The following is an 18,549-nucleotide window of genomic DNA, read 5'->3' as shown; positions in this document are numbered from 1 at the left end:
AAGAGCCTTAAATGACCGACTATAAAGCCACGCTAAACCTTCCGGACACCGCCTTCCCAATGAAGGCCGGCCTGCCACAGCGCGAACCGCAGATCCTGCAGCGCTGGGACAGTATTGGCCTGTACGGAAAGTTGCGCGAGATTGGCAAGGATCGTCCGAAGTTCGTTCTGCACGACGGCCCTCCGTATGCCAACGGCACGATCCACATCGGTCACGCTCTGAACAAGATTCTCAAGGACATGATCATCCGCTCGAAGACCCTTTCGGGTTTCGATGCGCCGTACATTCCGGGTTGGGACTGCCACGGCCTGCCGATCGAGCACAAGGTTGAAGTGACCCACGGCAAGAACCTGGGCGCGGACAAGACCCGCGAACTGTGCCGTGCCTACGCTACCGAGCAGATCGAAGGGCAGAAGACCGAGTTCATCCGCCTCGGCGTGCTGGGCGACTTCGCCAACCCTTACAAAACCATGGACTTCAAGAACGAGGCCGGTGAAATCCGCGCCCTCGCCGAAATCGTCAAGGGCGGTTTCGTGTTCAAAGGCTTGAAGCCTGTGAACTGGTGCTTCGACTGCGGTTCGGCTCTGGCTGAAGCGGAAGTCGAGTACGAGAACAAGAAGTCCTCGACCATCGACGTAGCGTTCCCGATCGCTGACGAAGCCAAACTGGCTGCCGCGTTCGGTCTGCCGTCCCTGAGCAAGCCTGCCTCGATCGTGATCTGGACCACCACACCGTGGACTATCCCGGCCAACCAGGCGCTGAACGTTCATCCGGAATTCAACTACGCCCTGGTCGACGTCGGCGACAAGCTGCTGGTGCTGGCTGAAGAACTGGTCGAAGCCTGCCTCGCTCGTTACAGCCTGGAAGGCTCGGTCATCGCGACCACTACCGGTAAAGAGCTGGAACTGATCAACTTCCGTCACCCGTTCTACGACCGTCTGTCGCCGGTGTATCTGGCCGACTACGTCGAGCTGGGCGCTGGCACCGGTGTGGTTCACTCCGCTCCGGCCTACGGCGTGGACGACTTCGTGACCTGCAAGAAGTACGGCATGGTCAACGACGACATCCTGAATCCGGTGCAGAGCAACGGCGTTTATGTGCCGTCGCTGGAATTCTTCGGCGGTCAGTTCATCTGGAAGGCCAACCCGGCCATCGTCGACAAACTGACCGAAGTCGGTGCGCTGCTGCACACCACCGTCATCGAACACAGCTACATGCACTGCTGGCGTCACAAAACTCCGCTGATCTACCGTGCCACCGCGCAGTGGTTCATCGGCATGGATAAAGAGCCAACCAGCGGCGACACCCTGCGTGTGCGCTCGCTCAAAGCCATCGAAGACACCAAGTTCGTCCCGGCCTGGGGCCAGGCGCGCCTGCACTCGATGATCGCCAATCGTCCGGACTGGTGCATCTCCCGTCAGCGCAACTGGGGCGTTCCGATCCCGTTCTTCCTGAACAAGGAAAGCGGCGAGCTGCACCCACGCACCGTCGAACTGATGGAAGAAGTCGCCAAGCGCGTTGAAGTCGAAGGCATCGAAGCCTGGTTCAAGCTCGACGCCGCCGAATTGCTGGGCGATGAAGCGCCGCAATACGACAAGATCAGCGACACCCTCGACGTCTGGTTCGACTCGGGTACCACGCACTGGCACGTCCTGCGCGGTTCGCACCCGATGGGCCACGAGACCGGCCCGCGCGCCGACTTGTACCTGGAAGGTTCCGACCAACACCGTGGATGGTTCCATTCGTCCTTGCTGACTGGTTGCGCCATCGACAACCACGCGCCGTACCGCGAACTGCTGACTCACGGCTTCACCGTCGATGAGTCCGGCCGCAAGATGTCCAAATCGCTGGGCAACGTGATCGCACCGCAGAAAGTCAACGACACCCTGGGCGCCGATATCATGCGTTTGTGGGTCGCTTCGACGGACTACTCCGGCGAGATGGCCGTGTCCGAGCAGATCCTGCAACGCAGTGCGGACGCCTATCGTCGTATCCGTAACACCGCGCGCTTCCTGCTTTCCAACCTGACCGGTTTCAATCCGGCCACCGACCTGCTGCCGGCTGAAGAAATGCTGGCGCTGGATCGCTGGGCGGTGGATCGCACCCTGCTGCTGCAACGCGAGCTGCAAGAGCACTACGGCGAATACCGTTTCTGGAACGTCTACTCGAAGATCCACAACTTCTGCGTGCAGGAGCTGGGTGGTTTCTACCTCGACATCATCAAGGATCGCCAGTACACCACCGGCGCCGACAGCAAGGCGCGCCGCTCGGCGCAAACTGCGCTGTTCCACATCTCCGAAGCGCTGGTGCGCTGGATCGCGCCGATCCTGGCGTTCACCGCCGACGAGTTGTGGCAATACCTGCCGGGCGAGCGCAACGAATCGGTGATGCTCAACACTTGGTACGAAGGTCTGACCGAGCTGCCAGAAGGCTTCGAGCTGGGTCGTGAGTACTGGGATCGCATCATGGAAGTGAAGGTTGCGGTCAACAAAGAAATGGAAATCCAGCGCGCGGCCAAAGCCGTCGGTGGCAACCTGCAAGCCGAAGTGACGCTGTTCGCCGAAGAGGCGCTGAGCGCCGATCTGGCCAAACTGAGCAACGAACTGCGCTTTGTCCTGATCACTTCGACCGCAAGCGTTGCGCCTTTCGTGCAGGCTCCGGCCGATGCCGTGGCCACCGAAGTCAGCGGCCTGAAGCTGAAGATCGTCAAGTCTGCCTTCGCGAAATGCGCCCGTTGCTGGCACTGCCGCGAAGACGTCGGCGTGAACCCGGAGCATCCGGAAATCTGCGGTCGTTGCGTCGACAACATCAGCGGCGCTGGCGAGGTTCGTGACTATGCCTAATGCCGTTGGCCGTTTCGGACGGTTGAGCTGGCTCTGGTTGAGTTTGCTGGTTCTGGTCATCGACCAGGCCAGCAAGTTCTACTTCGAAGACAAGCTCGAAATGTTCCAGCAGATCGTGATCATTCCCGATTACTTCAGCTGGACCCTGGCTTACAACACCGGCGCTGCGTTCAGCTTCCTGGCTGACAGCTCTGGCTGGCAGCGCTGGCTGTTCGCTTTGATCGCCATTGTTGTCAGTGCGGTGCTGGTGGTCTGGCTCAAGCGTCTGGGTCGCAACGAAACCTGGCTGGCCGTCGCTCTGGCGCTGGTGCTGGGCGGTGCGCTGGGCAATTTGTATGATCGCATTGCCCTGGGCCATGTGATCGACTTCATTCTGGTGCACTGGCAAAACCGCTGGTACTTCCCGGCGTTCAACTTCGCCGACAGCGCCATCACCGTTGGTGCGGTGATGCTCGCACTGGATATGTTCAAAAGTAAGAAAACCGGAGAAACCGTTCATGACTGAACAGGTATTGGCTGAGCAACGCATCGGCCAGAACACGGAAGTCACCTTGCACTTTGCATTGCGCCTGGAGAACGGCGACACGGTCGACAGCACCTTCGACAAGGCCCCAGCGACGTTCAAGGTCGGCGACGGCAACCTGCTGCCGGGTTTCGAAGCCGCGCTGTTCGGCTTCAAGGCTGGCGACAAGCGTACCCTGACCGTTGAACCGGAAAACGCTTTCGGCCAGCCGAACCCGCAGAACGTGCAGGTTATCCCGCGTTCACAGTTTGCTGATATGGAACTGTCGCCGGGTTTGCTGGTGATCTTCAACGATGCAGCCAATACTGAGCTGCCGGGTGTGGTGAAAGAATTCGACGACGCGCAAGTGACCATCGACTTCAACCACCCGCTGTCTGGCAAGACGCTGACCTTTGACGTCGAGATCATCAACGTCAAAGCGCTGTAAAAAATGTAGGAGTGAGCCTGCTCGCGATGAGTGCCTGACATTCAAGGTTGATGTTGATTGACACTGCGCCATCGCGAGCAGGCTCGCTCCTACAGTTTTGAAATTCTTTGTTTTTTCGCGCGCAAGACACGAGGCACAGCATGCAAATCAAACTCGCCAACCCCCGTGGCTTCTGTGCCGGTGTGGACCGGGCGATCGAAATCGTCAACCGCGCCCTTGAAGTCTTCGGGCCGCCGATCTACGTGCGCCATGAAGTGGTGCACAACAAGTTCGTGGTCGAAGACCTGCGCAGCCGTGGCGCCATCTTCGTCGAAGAACTGGATCAGGTGCCGGACGACGTCATCGTGATCTTCAGTGCCCACGGCGTATCCCAGGCTGTGCGTACCGAAGCCGCTGGCCGTGGCCTGAAAGTCTTTGACGCCACCTGCCCGCTGGTGACCAAAGTGCATATCGAAGTCGCGAAATACAGCCGCGACGGTCGTGAATGCATCCTCATTGGTCACGCCGGTCACCCGGAAGTCGAAGGCACCATGGGTCAGTACGACGCCAGCAATGGCGGCGCCATCTACCTCGTCGAGGACGAGAAAGATGTGGCTGAATTGCAGGTGAACGATCCAGAAAGATTGGCGTTCGTCACCCAGACCACCCTGTCGATGGACGACACCAGTCGTGTTATCGACGCCCTGCGCACACGTTTTCCGGCCATCGGCGGCCCGCGCAAGGACGACATCTGCTACGCCACGCAAAACCGTCAGGATGCGGTCAAGCAACTGGCCGACGAATGCGACGTGGTGCTGGTGGTCGGCAGCCCGAACAGCTCCAACTCCAACCGCTTGCGTGAGCTGGCTGAGCGCATGGCCACGCCGGCCTACCTGATCGACGGCGCCGAAGACATGCAAAAGAGCTGGTTCGATGGCGTCGAGCGTATTGGCATCACCGCCGGGGCTTCCGCGCCGGAAGTGCTGGTGCGTGGCGTGATTCAGCAATTGCAGGCCTGGGGCGCTACCGGTGCCGATGAACTCGCCGGCCGCGAAGAGAACATCACGTTCTCGATGCCTAAAGAGTTGCGCGTGCGTTCGATCTGACGCTTTTGACTTTTTGACACAGCGCCTGTTCAGTCTTCTCCCTGCCCAGGCGCACTCGACCGGTCGCCGCCAGCACCACTTGACGCTGGCTGACCGGCTCGCGAGTCGAGCAAATATGTAATGTTCCTGCCTGAAACGCCCGCCCGGGCATCAGTGGTTGTCCAAGACTGCTGAACCGCACGTAACGACTGACCAACCAATTGCCGACAATCGGCACCCTCGCGTCACGCGCATTTTCCATCATAAGTGGATTGCTGCTGTCTTCCGGCCCCTTGCCGCTGATATCCAGAATGATCCGCCAGCCCTGACTCCAGTCACCGTTGATGCCGTGAATCACCACGCTTTGATTGCGCGTGATCGCCATTGTGCGGGCGTTGCGAATACCGTCGAGCAAAGCCTGCGCGGCCTGATCGCGATGATTCGATTCCGTAAGTGTGGCAAACGCCGGGCTGACCAGCAGCAGAACAATTGCGCCAATCGCCAGTCCCATAAGCAGTTCAATCAGGCTGAAACCCTGTTGCGACATGAAAACTCCCTCCATGGAGTGTGATGAGCGGCGCGCTCCTGCGCCGGGCAGGGCAAATCAACCGACAGAGTCCGGTTGAATGTTCTAGCGTGTACAAGCAGGTATAGCCGACGGCAACGGAGGGCATCGATGGATCATCGTACAAAAGGTTTCACGCTGATCGAGTTGCTGGTCGCGGTCGCGATATTCGTGATCCTGATCACCCTGGCGGTGCCTGCGTTCACCCGTTCGATACAAGGCAGCAAGGCCGATACCGAAATGGGCGACCTGCAACGGGCCATCAATTTCGCCCGTCTTGAAGCGATTGATCGAGGCGTGACGACGCGGCTGCGACCGACGGCTGGCGGCAGCGTCTGGACCGGCGAACTGTCGGTCTACGACAGTACTGGCAATTCGGCCAATGTGTTGCGGGTTGTTCCGGCAATGAGCAGCGGCGCAACTCTGACGCTAACCTCTGGAGTGACCGCGCTGGATTTCAACAACCTTGGCGGTCTGGCCGCACCCTCGACGGCGGTGGTCATCAGCTACACGCTGGGAACGCAAAGCAGGACGCTTAACGTGTGTTTGAACGGACGAATTCAATTGGGTGGAAGTTGCGGATGAGGCCAGGGAGCAAGGGCGTTCAGCAGGGCATGACGCTGATCGAAGTGTTGGTCGCGTTGCTGATTCTGACGGTCGGGCTGTTGGGTGCGGCGGCGGTGCAAATGAATGCACTGAAGTACACCGACAGTTCACGCATGACCAGTCAGGCCAGTTTCATCGCCTACGACATGATGGACCGCATCCGCGCCAACTCCGGCGCCGACTACACCGTCACGTCACCGACGTCAGGAAACCTCAGTGTTGCCCGGGATCAGGACCTCTACGACTTCACTACCAACATCGTCAACTTCGGCGGGCCGACCGCCACCGGCACGATCGCCCGCAATCAGCGGGTGTACACGATCACAATCAACTGGAATGACTCACGTGCAGCGAATGCCGCCGGCACTGCGCGCAGCTTTGTCCTGACCAGTCGCGCCACGGTAGATCCGGTGGCCACGCCATGAAGCGCCATAACCGCGGTTTCGGCCTTATCGAAATGCTCATCGCCCTGGCGCTCGGGCTGATCGTGGTGCTGGGAGTGGTGCAAACTTTCCTCGCTGCGAAAAATACCTACGTCAGCCAGAACAGTGCTGCCGCCATGCAGGAAGACGCACGCTTTGTGCTGAGCAAAATGATTCAGGAACTGCGCATGGTCGGAATGTTCGGTTGTCTGGGCACGATCACGGATTCAAGCTCCGCCGGTGACTTCAGCGCCGCGCAGATCACGCCGATCAGTTGGGACAACGCCAATCTCAAGTTGACGCTGGTGACCGCTGACGTCGGCAGCGCTGGTGGCACTCCCACCTGGACTGTGGTCTCCGATTGCCGCAACAGCGCGACGGCCTATACCGGGTTACGCAGCGCGGCGAGCGGACAAATCGCTTTCCCGATCCGGCGTCTTGTCTACAGCTTCAGCAACAACCAGATCCTGATGGGCACCGGCAGCGGCACACCGACCCAGCAGGTGCTGGTTAACAACGTCAGTGCCTTTAACGTGACGTTCGGTCTGGCCAGTTCCGCGACTGATGTAGCCGCCTCGACTTACAGCACCAACCCCAGCGATCCGGCGCGTATTCGCAGTGTGCGCCTGAGCCTGACTCTCAACGATCCGAACAGTCGGGTCGCCAATCAAACCTTCAACGTGGTTGCCGCTTTGCGCAACCGCTTGCAGTGAGGGTCTGGGCGATGAGGATTTCTCTCCATCAACGTCAGACCCAGCGCGGCATGGTGTTGCTGGTCAGTCTGGTGTTTCTGTTGTTGCTCACAGTGATTGGCCTGTCGTCGATGCAGGGTGCCAACCTGCAGGAGAAAATGGCCGGCAGCGTGAGCCTGCGCAACCAGTCGTTCCAGACCGCCGAAGCGGCGTTGCGTGTGGGCGAGAGTGCGGTGCAACTGGACAGCTACTCGTTGGCCGTATGCAGCGGCACGACGCAATGTGCGCCGCCTGCGGAGTCATCGGTGGTCAGTGCGGCAGGGCTCAATTCGGCGTCCGGCGTAACCTGGATCGCCGCCGGGAGCGGGTTCTATGGCGTGCAGAACATCGGCACAACGCTGACCGCCGTGAATGTGCCGAGCAACACCTCGGCGACGCTGTATCGAGTGACCGCTGTCGGGATCGTCGGCACTTCGCGTAGCGTGGTGGAGAGTGTCTATGCGAAGTATTGAACGCTACGCATCGCTGCTGATCGGTATGTTGCTGAGTTTCTATCTGACGGCGCCTGCCTATGCATTTACGCCGTCCGATTCGCCGCTGCTGAGCGCTGCGGCAGTGGCGCCGAACGTCATGCTGCTGATCGATGACTCGGGGAGTATGAACAGCATCATTTATGCCGCGGGATTCGATCCGACCGCTGACCGCACGCCGGCCCGGGAGTGCAATGCATTCCTCGGGTTGTGCTCGGCCCTGAATGCGCCTGCGATTACCGGCGATACCGTGTTTTTATCGAGCCTTCCAACCTCCGGATGCTCCGGTGGGGCGTATGCGTTCTACAACAACAGCCTGGCGCCGCTGTGTCTGAAACTGCCGGACCCGGTGGGCAACGGCAACACGCGTTACTCAGGGGATTACATTGCCTACGTGGTCAGTCTTGCGATCAACAACGGCACCCGTGACTTCACCAATGGGGCGATTCCCAACGATTACCGCATCAACGTTGCGCGCAACGTCTCCACGGCACTGGTCACAAGCAACAGGACGTTGCGCATCGGTCTGTCGACATTCAACCCGGCCACCAACAACAACTCGGGCAATGGCGGTTACATCGCCCGCACCATCACCGACATGTCACCGGTTTCCGGCAGCGTGACCCAGGGCCAGGCTGATACCAACTACAACGCGCTTATTTCAGCCATTAACAATCTGAGTGCCGTGGCCAACACGCCATTGGCGGAAACCTATTACGAAATCACCCGCTACATGCGCGGTATGGCGCCGTATTACAACAACACGCCGAATACTTACACCAGCCCGATCCAATACCGTTGTCAGAAGAATTATGGTGTGGTGATTACCGACGGTTTGCCCACCTTTGACCGTACCTTCCCGAGCAACGACCCGCTGGGCGGCAGCCGCTTGCCGAACTGGGACGGCGTCAACAATGACGGCAATAACCTCAATGGCGACAGCGAGGGCAACACGCTGTATCAGGACGATATCGCCAAGTTCGCTTTCGATATCGACATGCGTTCGACCGGCAATGATGCGGCGGGCAAGAGCTGGAACGCGGTGGATTTTCCCAAACAGAACATGAACACCTACACCGTGGGTTTCGCTGCTGACAACGACATGCTCTCTGACGCGGCGAGTTACGGGCAGGGCAAGTACTATCAGGCAACCGACAGCACCGGCCTGAACGCGGCATTGTCGTCGGCACTGAGTGACATCACTTCCAAGTCGGGTTCAGGCGGCGCCGGCGTCACCAGCGGAACCACGCTGACCAGTAGCAGCAGTTTTTACCAGACCACTTACGACCCCAAGGATTGGCGCGGCACCATCAAGTCTTTTGGCTTTACATCGGCTGGAGCGGTGAATACGTCGACGGCACAGTGGACCACGGACACGACTATTGTGCCGGGCGCAACTGTGCCGACTTATCAATCGTGGAACACCGCCAGCAACGCTGCCGTGACGCTTGCTTATGGTAATTTTTCCGCCACGCAGCAGACGACGCTCAGTCAGGGATTGCCCACCGGTATCACGGGTATCGATCTGGTCGAGTGGAGCAAAGGCACCAACAAGGCCGGACTCAAGGTGCGCAACGTGTTGTTGGGCGACATCATCAACTCGCCGCTGGTACTCGCGTCACCTACGGATAAAACCGCCTCCGATCTGTCTGGCGACACCACCTATACCTCCTACTTGAACACCAAAGCGTCGAATATGAACACCAGCCTGGTGGTGAATGCCAACGACGGTTTCGTCAACGTCATCAACTCGGCCAACGGCACTCGACGTTACGCTTACATGCCGTCCAGTGTTTTGCCGTCTCTGCGGCTGATTGCCGATCCGACCTACATCAATGGTGTCAGCCATAAGTTTCTGGTCGACGGCCAGGTCGGGGTGTTTGACGCCCAACTCAACAGCGCCTGGAAGACTCTTGCCATCGGTGGCACCGGTGCCGGTGGCAAGACGTTCTACGCGCTGCAACTGTTCGACGCGTCGGCCGGTAATGTTTTACGCGCACTTTGGGAAGTCAGTGCGCCAACGACAGCAAACACCTCCAACGTTTTCAATGATCTGGGTTATGCCTACGCGCGGCCGGAAGTGGCACGCTTGGCCGATGGTCGCTGGGCGGCGTTCATTTCCAACGGCTACGGCAGCAACTCCGGCGTGGCAGCGTTGTACGTGCTGGATGTGCGCGATGGCTCGCTGATCAAGAAAATCGTGATCGACAGTTCAGAAACCACCAACGGTCTGTCGTCGGTGAAGCTCAAGGTCAATTCGCAAAATGTGGTGCAAGCGGCTTACGGCGGTGACTTGAAAGGGCGGTTGTGGAAGTTTGATCTGAGTGCCACGTCGACGGACAGCTGGGGCGTGGCGTTTTCCGGCAAACCGCTGTTCACCACGGCGGGCGGCGCGACTCAGCCGATCACCGCGCAGCCACTGCTGGCGGACAATTCGCTGGGCGGCAAACAGATCTTCGTCGGCACCGGTAAATTCAACGAAACAGCCGACAAGGCCAACAAGGATTTGCAGGCGTTCTATTCGGTGTGGGATGCCGGCGGTGGCTCGGGACAGCTCACCGTCAGCAGTTTGCAGCCACAGGCGATAACCGGTTCATTCTCCGGCAGCTCCGGGCAATTCCTGACCACAACGCAGAATGACACGAACTATCCGGGGGAGAAGGGCTGGTATCTGCCGCTTGTGTATAACAACGTGCTGACCGGCGAGCGAGTCATCAATCAAGCGAATATCGTGCTTGGCCGTATCGTCTTCACCACCGCGAGTGTCGACACCACAGACCCCTGTGCGAGTCTCGGTACGGGCAAACTGGTCGAACTCGATGCGTTCAGCGGTAAGATGCTCAACTACGCCGTGATCGACACCAATTCCGACGGCCTGGTTGACAGCAATGACACGATCTCCAGCGGTGTGATATTCACTGGCGGCAATCCGACGGTGAACTTCATCTCCAGTGACGGGAAGCGCAAGGGAGTGACCGACTCCAGTGGCAACATCACGATCGTTGTAGAAAAGGGCGGCGGCGGCAGCCGTCGTATCATGTGGCGACAAATACAGTAAGTGAGAGTTTGAGGCATGCGCAGATCCAACCGAGGCTTCACCCTGATCGAAATCATGATCGTGATTGCGATCATCGGGATCATGCTCACCATTGGCATCCCAAGCTATACCGAATACGTGAAGAAGGGCCGTCGCGCCGAAGTGGTGTCGCTGCTGTCGGAACAGGCGCAAAGCCTCGAACGTTTCTACACCAGAAACAATCTCTACACCGGCATCACTGGTCTGAGTGCGGGCAACGATTTCTACACCATCACGCCGACGATCACTGACCAAACTTTCCTGCTGACTGCCACACGCAAGTCGGGCACGGCCATGGCCACCGACAAGTGCGGGGATTTCACCTTGACCAATACCGGCGTCAGAAGCATGAGCAATGCGACTACCGGGCTGACCACCAAGGATTGCTGGGGCCGCTGAGGCGCTTCTTTCGGGCGCCATTTTGCGCCCACTGTCTTTTTTACGGTTGGATCAAACATGACCAGGCAACAGCAAGTGGTGATTGTCGGTGGCGGGGTGATTGGCCTGCTGACCGCCTACAATCTCGCCTCCGAAGTGGGCAGCGTAGTGCTGCTGGATCGCTCGAACGTCGGCCAGGAATCGTCCTGGGCGGGCGGCGGCATCGTTTCTCCGCTGTATCCGTGGCGCTACAGCCCGGCGGTCACAGCGCTGGCGCATTGGTCACAGGATTTTTATCCACAGCTCGGCGAGCGATTGTTTGCTGATACCGGTGTAGATCCCGAGGTTCACACCACAGGCCTGTACTGGTTGGATCTGGACGACGAAGCCGAAGCGCTGGCCTGGGCTGAGCGGGAGAACCGGCCCCTGCGGGCTGTGGATATCTCGGCGGCCCATGACGCGGTGCCGGTACTTGGCGGTGGCTTCTCGCGGGCTATCTACATGGCTGATGTGGCCAACGTAAGAAACCCGCGTCTGGTGAAGTCGCTGAAAGCGGCATTGCAGGCGCTGCCGAACGTGATCATTCACGAGCAGTGCGAGGTCAGCGGGTTTGTTCGTGAGGGTGAGCGGGTTGTTGGTGTGCAAACCGCCACTGGCGTGATCAAGGGCGATCAGGTTGTGCTGACGGCAGGTGCGTGGAGCGGTGATTTGCTCAAGACGCTTAACCTGACGCTCCCGGTGGAGCCAGTCAAAGGCCAGATGATTCTCTACAAATGCGCGGCTGACTTCTTGCCGAGCATGGTGTTGGCCAAGGGCCGTTATGCGATTCCGCGTCGCGACGGGCATATCCTGATCGGCAGCACGCTGGAACATGAGGGCTACGACAAGACGCCGACCGATGTTGCGCTGGAAAGCCTGAAAGCCTCGGCGGTGGAGTTGTTGCCAGCGCTGGCGGAGGCCGAAGTGGTCGGGCATTGGGCCGGGTTACGTCCGGGCTCGCCTGAGGGGGTTCCTTATATTGGCCGAGTGCCGGGGTTTGATGGCTTGTGGCTCAACTGTGGGCATTACCGAAATGGGTTGGTGCTGGCGCCGGCGTCATGTCAGTTGTTTGCCGATGTGATGCTGGGGCGCACGCCGATTATTGATCCGGCGCCGTATGCGCCAGAAGGCCGCATCTAGTCAGATACCTTCTGGTGTCTGTTAGGCCGCCATCGCGGGCAAGCCCGCGATGAGGCCCTCAATCCAGACCGAGTTTTTTCAGCCTGTAGCGCATCGACCTGAACGAAAGACTCAACCGTTGCGCCGCCGCCGTGCGGTTCCAGCGGGTCTCCTCCAGCGCCTGCAGGATCAGTTTGCGCTCGACGCTCTCCAGGTAATCCTCCAGATTGTCGATCTGCGTCAAATCCGCAATGCCGCCATCCGCCGCGCAGTTGCCTTCGCTCAAGCGCAGGTCTTCAGCCTCGATCACGCGGTTCTCACACAAGGTGTGCGCGCGTTCGAGAACGTTCTCCAATTCCCGCACATTGCCCGGAAAGCGATAATTTTTCAGCGCTTCCAACGCCTGCGGATGCAGGCGCGTAGCTGGTTGCCCGGTGTCTTTGGCCAAGCGCTGGAGCATGTGAGCCGCCAGCACTTCAATGTCATCGCGGCGCTCGCGCAGGGACGGCACGCGCAGTTCAATCACGTTGAGCCGGTAATACAGATCCTGGCGAAAACGCTCGGCGGCAACTTCTGCATCGAGATCCTTGTGCGTGGCACAGAGTATTCGTACATCAACCACGGTTTCCTGCTGGCCGCCAACGCTGCGCACGGCTTTTTCCTGAATCGCCCGCAGCAACTTGACCTGCATCGAGAGTGGCAAGTCTGCCACTTCATCAAGAAATAACGTGCCGCCGTGTGCGGCCTGAAACAGCCCCGGCTTGTCCTCGACCGCGCCAGTGAAACTGCCTTTGCGATGGCCGAAAAACTCGCTTTCCATCAGCTCCGAAGGAATCGCCCCGCAATTGACCGGCACAAACGGTTGGCCGGCACGCGGGCCTTGTTCGTGAATCAGCCGCGCAACCAACTCTTTGCCGCTGCCGGATTCGCCGCTGATATACACCGGCGCCTGACTGCGAGCCAGTTTGTCGATTTGTTTGCGCAGCGTTCGCATCGGTAATGAATCGCCAAGCAATCGTCGATCAATCGAGACAGAAACGCCGCCCACCGCCGGCATGCGCAGCGCTGTTGCGACCAGTTCGCGCAATCGTGTGAGATCCACCGGCTTGGTGAGAAAGTCGAACGCACCGGCCTTCAGCGCGTTGATCGCCGTTTCGAGGCTGCCATACGCGGTAATCATCGCCACCGGCAACTGGGGATAACGATGCTGGATGTGCTGCACCAGTTCCAGCCCCGTGCCGTCGGGCAGGCGCATGTCGGTCAGGCACAGGTCAAAGGCCTCGCGCTGCAGCAACGCTTGGGCTTCGCCAAGATTGCGTGCGCTGAAGGTGTCGAGTTTCATCCGTCCCAGGGTGATTTCCAGGAGTTCGCGAATATCCGGTTCGTCGTCGACGATGAGGACTTTTTGCCGTGGGCTCGTGTTCAACTTTGTTTCCGTCCGTGAGCAAAGGTGATGCGAAAGCAGCCGCCGCCTTGGCGTGATTTGAAGTCTAGGCGCGCCTGGTTGCTTTCGCACAGCTCACGGGACAGATAAAGCCCAAGGCCGGTGCCCTGGCTGCTGGTAGTAAAGAACGGTTCGAACAGATGAGCCTGTTCATCGAGCGCCACGCCGGGGCCGTTGTCCTGCACTTCGAGCACTGCCAGTTGGCTGTCGAGATCCATGAACAGATACAGCCAGACTTCAGCATGCTCATGCAGCAGGGCGCTGTGGCGCCAGCCGTTGCGAAGCAGATTGTCGAGAATTTGCGTGAGCTGGTTGGGGTCCATCAGGGTGGTGAAGTCGCCCGAGTTGATCCGCAGATGGATCTGCTGGCGCTCGGTGGCCTGTTCGCGGCTTTCGGCGACAAAGTTTTCCAGCCACGGCTTTAGATCCAGCCGTTGCGGGGCGCTCTGTTGGCGGCGGGACAGTTGCAGGACGTTTTCGATGACTCGGTTCATGCGTTGGGAGTGATCTTGAATGATCTGCGTCAGACGCCGATCCGCGCCATCGAGTTCCTCGGATTCCCCCAATAGCTGTGCGGCGTGACTGATGGCCCCCAGTGGATTGCGAATTTCGTGGGAGATACCGGCGGTCAGGCGCCCGAGCGCGGCGAGTTTCAGTTGTTGGGCCTGTTGGGCGATTTGTGCGAGGTCTTCGAGAAACACCAGTGTCTGTTGATTGGGGCTCTGTTCGAGGGCGATGAAGCTTGGCTGCAGTTCCAGGCCGTTGCCGGGGATTTTCAGGCTTTGCGGGCGCAGGGTCGGGTTGTTCATCCACAGTTGCAGGCGATCGACTAGCGCGGGCGAATAATCATCGATCAAATGGCCTTGAAGGTGCGACTGCGCGAGCAAGGTCTGGGCGCTCTGATTGGCCAGTTGGACGCGGCGCTGTTCGTCGAGCACCAGGATCCCGGTGCGCATGCGTTGCAGAATCAGCGCGTTAAGGGCTTCAAGGCCGACCACCTCGCTGGCCCGTCGCTCAGCCAGAGTTTCACTGACTTCAAGGCGCCGGATCAGACCCTGGACCAGCAACGAGGCAGCAAAACACAAAGCACCGAGGGTGCCCGCTTGCAGGTATTCATTGGCGCTCAGCGGATGGCTGAAGTTGAGCAGAAAACTAAAACCGACAATACCGAGCGCAGCGATAGCGGCAATCAGCAGGCCTATGCGTCGGCGCAGCAGGGTGTTGCTGATCGCCACCGAGACCACCAGCAAATTGCCGAGGGCACTGGCGACACCGCCCGCCGCGAAGAACAAACCGCACAACAGCAGCACATCGACAAGGGCCAGGCTGAACAGTTGCGCGGGCCGCCGGGTGTTTTCAAGAAACACTACCAGAAGAATGTTCAGCACCAGATACAGCCAACTGCCGCCGCGCAGCAGATCGTCGTTGGCCGACGTCAGCAGGCGGTTGTCCATGTTGCTGGAGATCAGCAGCACCAGGGTGATGCCGACACTTAAACGGTAGAGATGATAAAGGCGCAGCAGACGCTGAGCCTGTTTGCTGTCGGCGTTGGCGGCCTCAGCGATCACTGGAACCAGGGCCTTGCTCAAGATGAGCCTGGCTGCAATACCACTGTTGTTGAAGGTTCAGCGCGCGGTCGCGGGGCAGGTGCACGCCGCAATGGGCACAGCGCACCATCGGCGCGGCGTCTTGCTCGCGGGGAGATTGTGCGGATGAGGCGGGGGCCTTGAATTTACGCCACAACCATATCGCAGCGAAAATCAGGGCAATCCAGAACAATAAACGAAGCATGATGAGCGGCTTTTCGACTGATGATCCGGCAGTTTAGCCAAGGACATGACAAGCGCACAGCCTATTAAAGCGCGGTCATGAAAAAGGGAGATCCGAAGATCTCCCTTTTCTGTGCATCCGGTGTGATCAGTCGAACACGCCGAAAGTCATGTAGCTGAACCAGGAACGGTCGGTGTCGCTCGACTCTGGCTCCGGCTCTTCGATCACGTCACCGTTCTCGTCTTTAGGCTTCAGCTCGTTCGGGATCGCGTCTTTCGCGTCCTGGAACTGCTTCTGCACGTCCTGGTTGGCGCGGGTCTCTCCCGGCGGCAGCGGTGGACGCGATTCGATCAGACCCAAAGTTGCCTTGCTCAGGAACGAACGGTTGTCGGCTTCGGCAACCCTTGGCACGAACTGGCCATCTTGCAGGCTAGGGTGGTTCGGGTAGTTGAGCTTCAGGGTTTCCAGGCTGCTGGCCGCCAGTTCGTCCAGGTGCAGACGCTGATAGGCTTCGGTCATCACCGCCAGGCCGTCACCGACCGATGGGGTTTCCTGGAAGTTTTCCACGACATAACGACCACGGTTGGCAGCGGCAACGTACGCCTGACGGGTCAGGTAATAGTCGGCCACGTGGATTTCGTAGGCCGCCAGCAGGTTGCGCAGGTAAATCATGCGCTGCTTGGCGTCCGGCGCGTAGCGGCTGTTCGGATAGCGGCTGGTCAGCTGGGCGAACTCGTTGTAGGAGTCGCGGGCAGCGCCCGGGTCACGCTTGGTCATGTCCAGCGGCAGGAAGCGCGCCAGCAGGCCGACGTCCTGGTCGAAGGAAGTCAGACCTTTCAAGTAATACGCGTAATCCACGTTCGGGTGCTGCGGATGCAAACGAATGAAACGCTCGGCGGCGGACTTTGCAGCTTCCGGTTCGGCGTTTTTATAGTTGGCGTAGATCAGCTCCAGCTGTGCCTGATCGGCGTAGCGACCGAACGGATAACGCGACTCCAGAGCCTTCAGCTTGGCTGTGGCGCTGGTGTAGCTATTGTTGTCCAGGTCAGTCTGAGCCTGCTGATACAGCTCGGCTTCGCTGAGGTTTTCGTCTACGACTTCCTTCGATGAGCAAGCAGCGGTCAATGCGAGGATGGCGATCAGCAGCAGGTGTTTCACTTGCATGGCGGCTTGCGTCCCTATGACGGCCGCTGTCTTGGGCGGGGCCGTCCTGTTATGATGAGCGCCCCGTTGAAAAGCCTCGGGGCAAAAGACGCCGTATTTAACCACAAGCGCGCAGCCGAAACCAAAAGCTGTGCCGACGCCCAGTCAGAGCATGTCCGATAAAATTGAACTTCGCGCAGAGGTGCCGTCCGAATTGGGCGGCCAACGCCTCGATCAAGTCGCCGCCCAACTCTTCGCTGAGCACTCACGCTCGCGCCTTTCCGCCTGGATCAAAGAAGGTCGCCTGACTGTGGACGGGACGGTCATCCGCCCGCGCGACATCGTGCATGGCGGTGCCATCCTTGAGCTGACTGCCGAGCAGGAAGCCCAGGGCGAGTGGATCGCCCAGGACATCGAGCTCGACATCGTCTATGAAGATGACGACATTCTGGTGATCAACAAGCCTGCGGGCCTGGTGGTGCATCCGGCTGCCGGTCACGCCGATGGCACCTTGCTCAACGCCTTGCTGCACCACGTGCCGGACATTATCAATGTCCCGCGCGCCGGTATCGTGCATCGTCTGGACAAGGACACCACCGGTTTGATGGTGGTAGCCAAGACCATTCAGGCGCAGACAAAGCTTGTGACTCAATTGCAGAGTCGCAGCGTGAGCCGGATCTACGAGTGCATCGTGATCGGCGTGGTGACCGCCGGTGGCAAGATCAACGCCCCGATCGGCCGTCACGGCCAGCAGCGTCAGCGCATGGCAGTGATGGAAGGCGGCAAGCCTGCCGTCAGCCACTACCGCGTGCTGGAGCGTTTCCGTTCCCACACCCATGTACGGGTGAAACTGGAAACCGGTCGTACCCACCAGATCCGTGTTCACATGGCGCACATCAACTTCCCGTTGGTCGGCGATCCGGCGTACGGCGGTCGTTTCCGCATTCCGCCTGCTGCGAACCTGAACATGGTCGAAACCCTCAAGAACTTCCCGCGACAGGCTCTGCATGCGCGTTTCCTTGAGTTGGATCATCCGACGAGCGGTGAGCGCATGAGCTGGGAATCTCCGTTGCCGGAAGACTTCGTCTGGCTGCTGACCCTGCTAAAGCAGGATCGCGAGGCCTTCATCGGATGAACTGGCTGACGCCGGACTGGCCTGCGCCGGCCAGCGTCAGGGCCTGTGTCACCACCCGTGAGGGTGGTGTCAGCGAGGCGCCGTTCGACAGCCTCAACCTGGGCGATCATGTTGATGATCGTCCCGAGGCTGTTGCCGAGAACCGTCGGCGTTTGACTGATCACTTCTCTATAAAGCCTGCCTGGTTGCAGCAAGTCCACGGCATTGCCGTGGCGCATGCGGATCCTGCCGTTGTTGCGACTGCCGACGCCAGTTGGACTGCCACTCCTGGAATTGCCTGCGCTGCAATGACGGCAGATTGCTTGCCGGCGTTGTTCTGCGACCGTGCCGGTACCCGCGTTGCAGCGGCCCATGCCGGTTGGCGTGGTCTGGCGGCGGGCGTCCTCGAAGCCACACTCGACACGCTCGATGTCCCGGCGCAAGAGGTTCTGGTCTGGCTCGGCCCAGCCATCGGCCCACAAGCCTTTGAAGTCGGCCCGGAAGTTCGGGAAGTCTTCATCAATCAATTGCCCGAAGCGGCAAGCGCCTTCGTGCCGAGCCACAATGCTGGCAAGTTCATGGCTGACATCTATTTGCTGGCGCGCCTGCGACTGGCAGCGCGTGGTGTCACAGCGGTTTACGGTGGCGGTTTCTGCACCGTGACCGATCCGCGCTTCTTTTCTTACCGCCGTGCATCTCGCACTGGTCGGTTCGCCTCCCTGATCTGGCTGACCCGCTAGACTTGCCTGACCTGCATCAACTCTCCGCCGCTTGAATCTCGCAGAATCGACCGC

General features: G+C 59.5%; 18 protein-coding genes. 13 read left to right on the top strand and 5 right to left on the bottom strand.

Annotation, left to right across the window (positions count from 1 at the left end; all coding sequences use genetic code 11):
* The first annotated feature begins 11 nt into the window (after positions 1-11).
* From ileS to ispH, 4 genes are all read left to right on the top strand, one after another.
* Positions 12-2,843 (top strand): isoleucine--tRNA ligase, encoded by a 2,832-nt coding sequence (gene ileS / locus ACA069_RS24450; protein ID WP_489879970.1) that lies wholly within the window; start codon positions 12-14, stop codon positions 2,841-2,843.
* On the top strand, positions 2,836-3,348 hold the full coding sequence (lspA, locus tag ACA069_RS24445) for a signal peptidase II (protein WP_187679204.1): 513 nt from the start codon (positions 2,836-2,838) through the stop codon (positions 3,346-3,348). Before ileS ends, lspA begins: the two co-directional genes overlap by 8 nt.
* A 7-nt stretch (positions 3,349-3,355) precedes the next feature.
* A complete protein-coding gene (gene fkpB / locus ACA069_RS24440) occupies positions 3,356-3,793 on the top strand; it encodes an FKBP-type peptidyl-prolyl cis-trans isomerase (protein ID WP_185037054.1) in 438 nt (145 codons plus the stop codon).
* 140 nt (positions 3,794-3,933) lie between these two features.
* On the top strand, positions 3,934-4,878 hold the full coding sequence (gene ispH / locus ACA069_RS24435) for a 4-hydroxy-3-methylbut-2-enyl diphosphate reductase (RefSeq protein ID WP_187679205.1): 945 nt from the start codon (positions 3,934-3,936) through the stop codon (positions 4,876-4,878).
* On the opposite strand, the gene ACA069_RS24430 is transcribed toward ispH, so the two are convergent.
* Entirely contained in the window at positions 4,850-5,404 is a 555-nt protein-coding gene (locus tag ACA069_RS24430; RefSeq protein WP_497615380.1) for a GspH/FimT family pseudopilin, read from the bottom strand. The genes ispH and ACA069_RS24430 overlap by 29 nt on opposite strands.
* A 129-nt stretch (positions 5,405-5,533) precedes the next feature.
* Here ACA069_RS24430 and ACA069_RS24425 point away from each other — a divergent pair, with 129 nt between their 5' ends.
* From ACA069_RS24425 to thiO, 7 genes are read left to right on the top strand one after another with little or no spacing between them, the layout of a single operon-like run.
* A complete protein-coding gene (locus ACA069_RS24425; RefSeq protein WP_497615379.1) occupies positions 5,534-6,007 on the top strand; it encodes a GspH/FimT family pseudopilin in 474 nt (157 codons plus the stop codon).
* On the top strand, positions 6,004-6,453 hold the full coding sequence (gene pilV / locus ACA069_RS24420) for a type IV pilus modification protein PilV (protein ID WP_497615378.1): 450 nt from the start codon (positions 6,004-6,006) through the stop codon (positions 6,451-6,453). The genes ACA069_RS24425 and pilV overlap by 4 nt, the downstream gene beginning before the upstream one ends.
* A complete protein-coding gene (locus ACA069_RS24415; RefSeq protein WP_401268496.1) occupies positions 6,450-7,163 on the top strand; it encodes a PilW family protein in 714 nt (237 codons plus the stop codon). Before pilV ends, ACA069_RS24415 begins: the two co-directional genes overlap by 4 nt.
* Before the next feature lie 11 nt (positions 7,164-7,174).
* Positions 7,175-7,654: a pilus assembly PilX family protein gene (locus ACA069_RS24410; protein WP_497615377.1), complete on the top strand. Its 480-nt coding sequence runs from the start codon at positions 7,175-7,177 to the stop codon at positions 7,652-7,654.
* Positions 7,641-10,730: a pilus assembly protein gene (locus ACA069_RS24405; RefSeq protein WP_497615376.1), complete on the top strand. Its 3,090-nt coding sequence runs from the start codon at positions 7,641-7,643 to the stop codon at positions 10,728-10,730. The genes ACA069_RS24410 and ACA069_RS24405 overlap by 14 nt, the downstream gene beginning before the upstream one ends.
* 15 nt (positions 10,731-10,745) lie before the next feature.
* The gene (locus ACA069_RS24400) at positions 10,746-11,147 is read left to right on the top strand and encodes a type IV pilin protein (RefSeq protein ID WP_401268489.1); all 402 of its coding nucleotides are present in this window, start codon (positions 10,746-10,748) and stop codon (positions 11,145-11,147) included.
* 57 nt (positions 11,148-11,204) lie between these two features.
* Positions 11,205-12,305, top strand: coding sequence for a glycine oxidase ThiO (thiO, locus tag ACA069_RS24395; protein WP_489879976.1), 1,101 nt, complete (start codon positions 11,205-11,207; stop codon positions 12,303-12,305).
* A gap of 58 nt (positions 12,306-12,363) precedes the next feature.
* Here the strand turns inward: thiO and ACA069_RS24390 are convergent, their stop codons facing one another.
* The 4 genes from ACA069_RS24390 to ACA069_RS24375 all read right to left on the bottom strand — a co-directional run bounded on the left by ACA069_RS24390 (position 12,364) and on the right by ACA069_RS24375 (position 16,662).
* Positions 12,364-13,710 (bottom strand): sigma-54-dependent transcriptional regulator, encoded by a 1,347-nt coding sequence (locus ACA069_RS24390; protein WP_187679214.1) that lies wholly within the window; start codon positions 13,708-13,710, stop codon positions 12,364-12,366.
* Complete coding sequence (locus ACA069_RS24385; protein ID WP_187679259.1) at positions 13,707-15,296, bottom strand: sensor histidine kinase; 1,590 nt, start codon at positions 15,294-15,296, stop codon at positions 13,707-13,709. The genes ACA069_RS24390 and ACA069_RS24385 overlap by 4 nt, the downstream gene beginning before the upstream one ends.
* Positions 15,286-15,519 carry a PP0621 family protein gene (locus ACA069_RS24380; protein WP_262410350.1) on the bottom strand — a complete coding sequence of 78 codons (234 nt, stop codon included), beginning with the start codon at positions 15,517-15,519 and terminating at the stop codon, positions 15,286-15,288. The genes ACA069_RS24385 and ACA069_RS24380 overlap by 11 nt, the downstream gene beginning before the upstream one ends.
* 126 nt (positions 15,520-15,645) lie before the next feature.
* Positions 15,646-16,662 (bottom strand): outer membrane protein assembly factor BamD, encoded by a 1,017-nt coding sequence (locus tag ACA069_RS24375; RefSeq protein ID WP_187679215.1) that lies wholly within the window; start codon positions 16,660-16,662, stop codon positions 15,646-15,648.
* Between the two features lie 151 nt (positions 16,663-16,813).
* On the opposite strand from ACA069_RS24375, the gene rluD reads away from it, so the two are divergent.
* Positions 16,814-17,776, top strand: coding sequence for a 23S rRNA pseudouridine(1911/1915/1917) synthase RluD (gene rluD / locus ACA069_RS24370; RefSeq protein WP_401268484.1), 963 nt, complete (start codon positions 16,814-16,816; stop codon positions 17,774-17,776).
* Positions 17,773-18,495: a peptidoglycan editing factor PgeF gene (gene pgeF, locus ACA069_RS24365; RefSeq protein WP_497615375.1), complete on the top strand. Its 723-nt coding sequence runs from the start codon at positions 17,773-17,775 to the stop codon at positions 18,493-18,495. Before rluD ends, pgeF begins: the two co-directional genes overlap by 4 nt.
* The last annotated feature ends 54 nt before the right edge of the window (positions 18,496-18,549 follow it).

It is taken from the genome of Pseudomonas sp. LBUM1652, assembly GCF_059716105.1.
The sequence above is the reverse complement of the archived record's forward strand: the minus strand, read 5'-3'. Positions and strand labels throughout refer to the sequence as shown.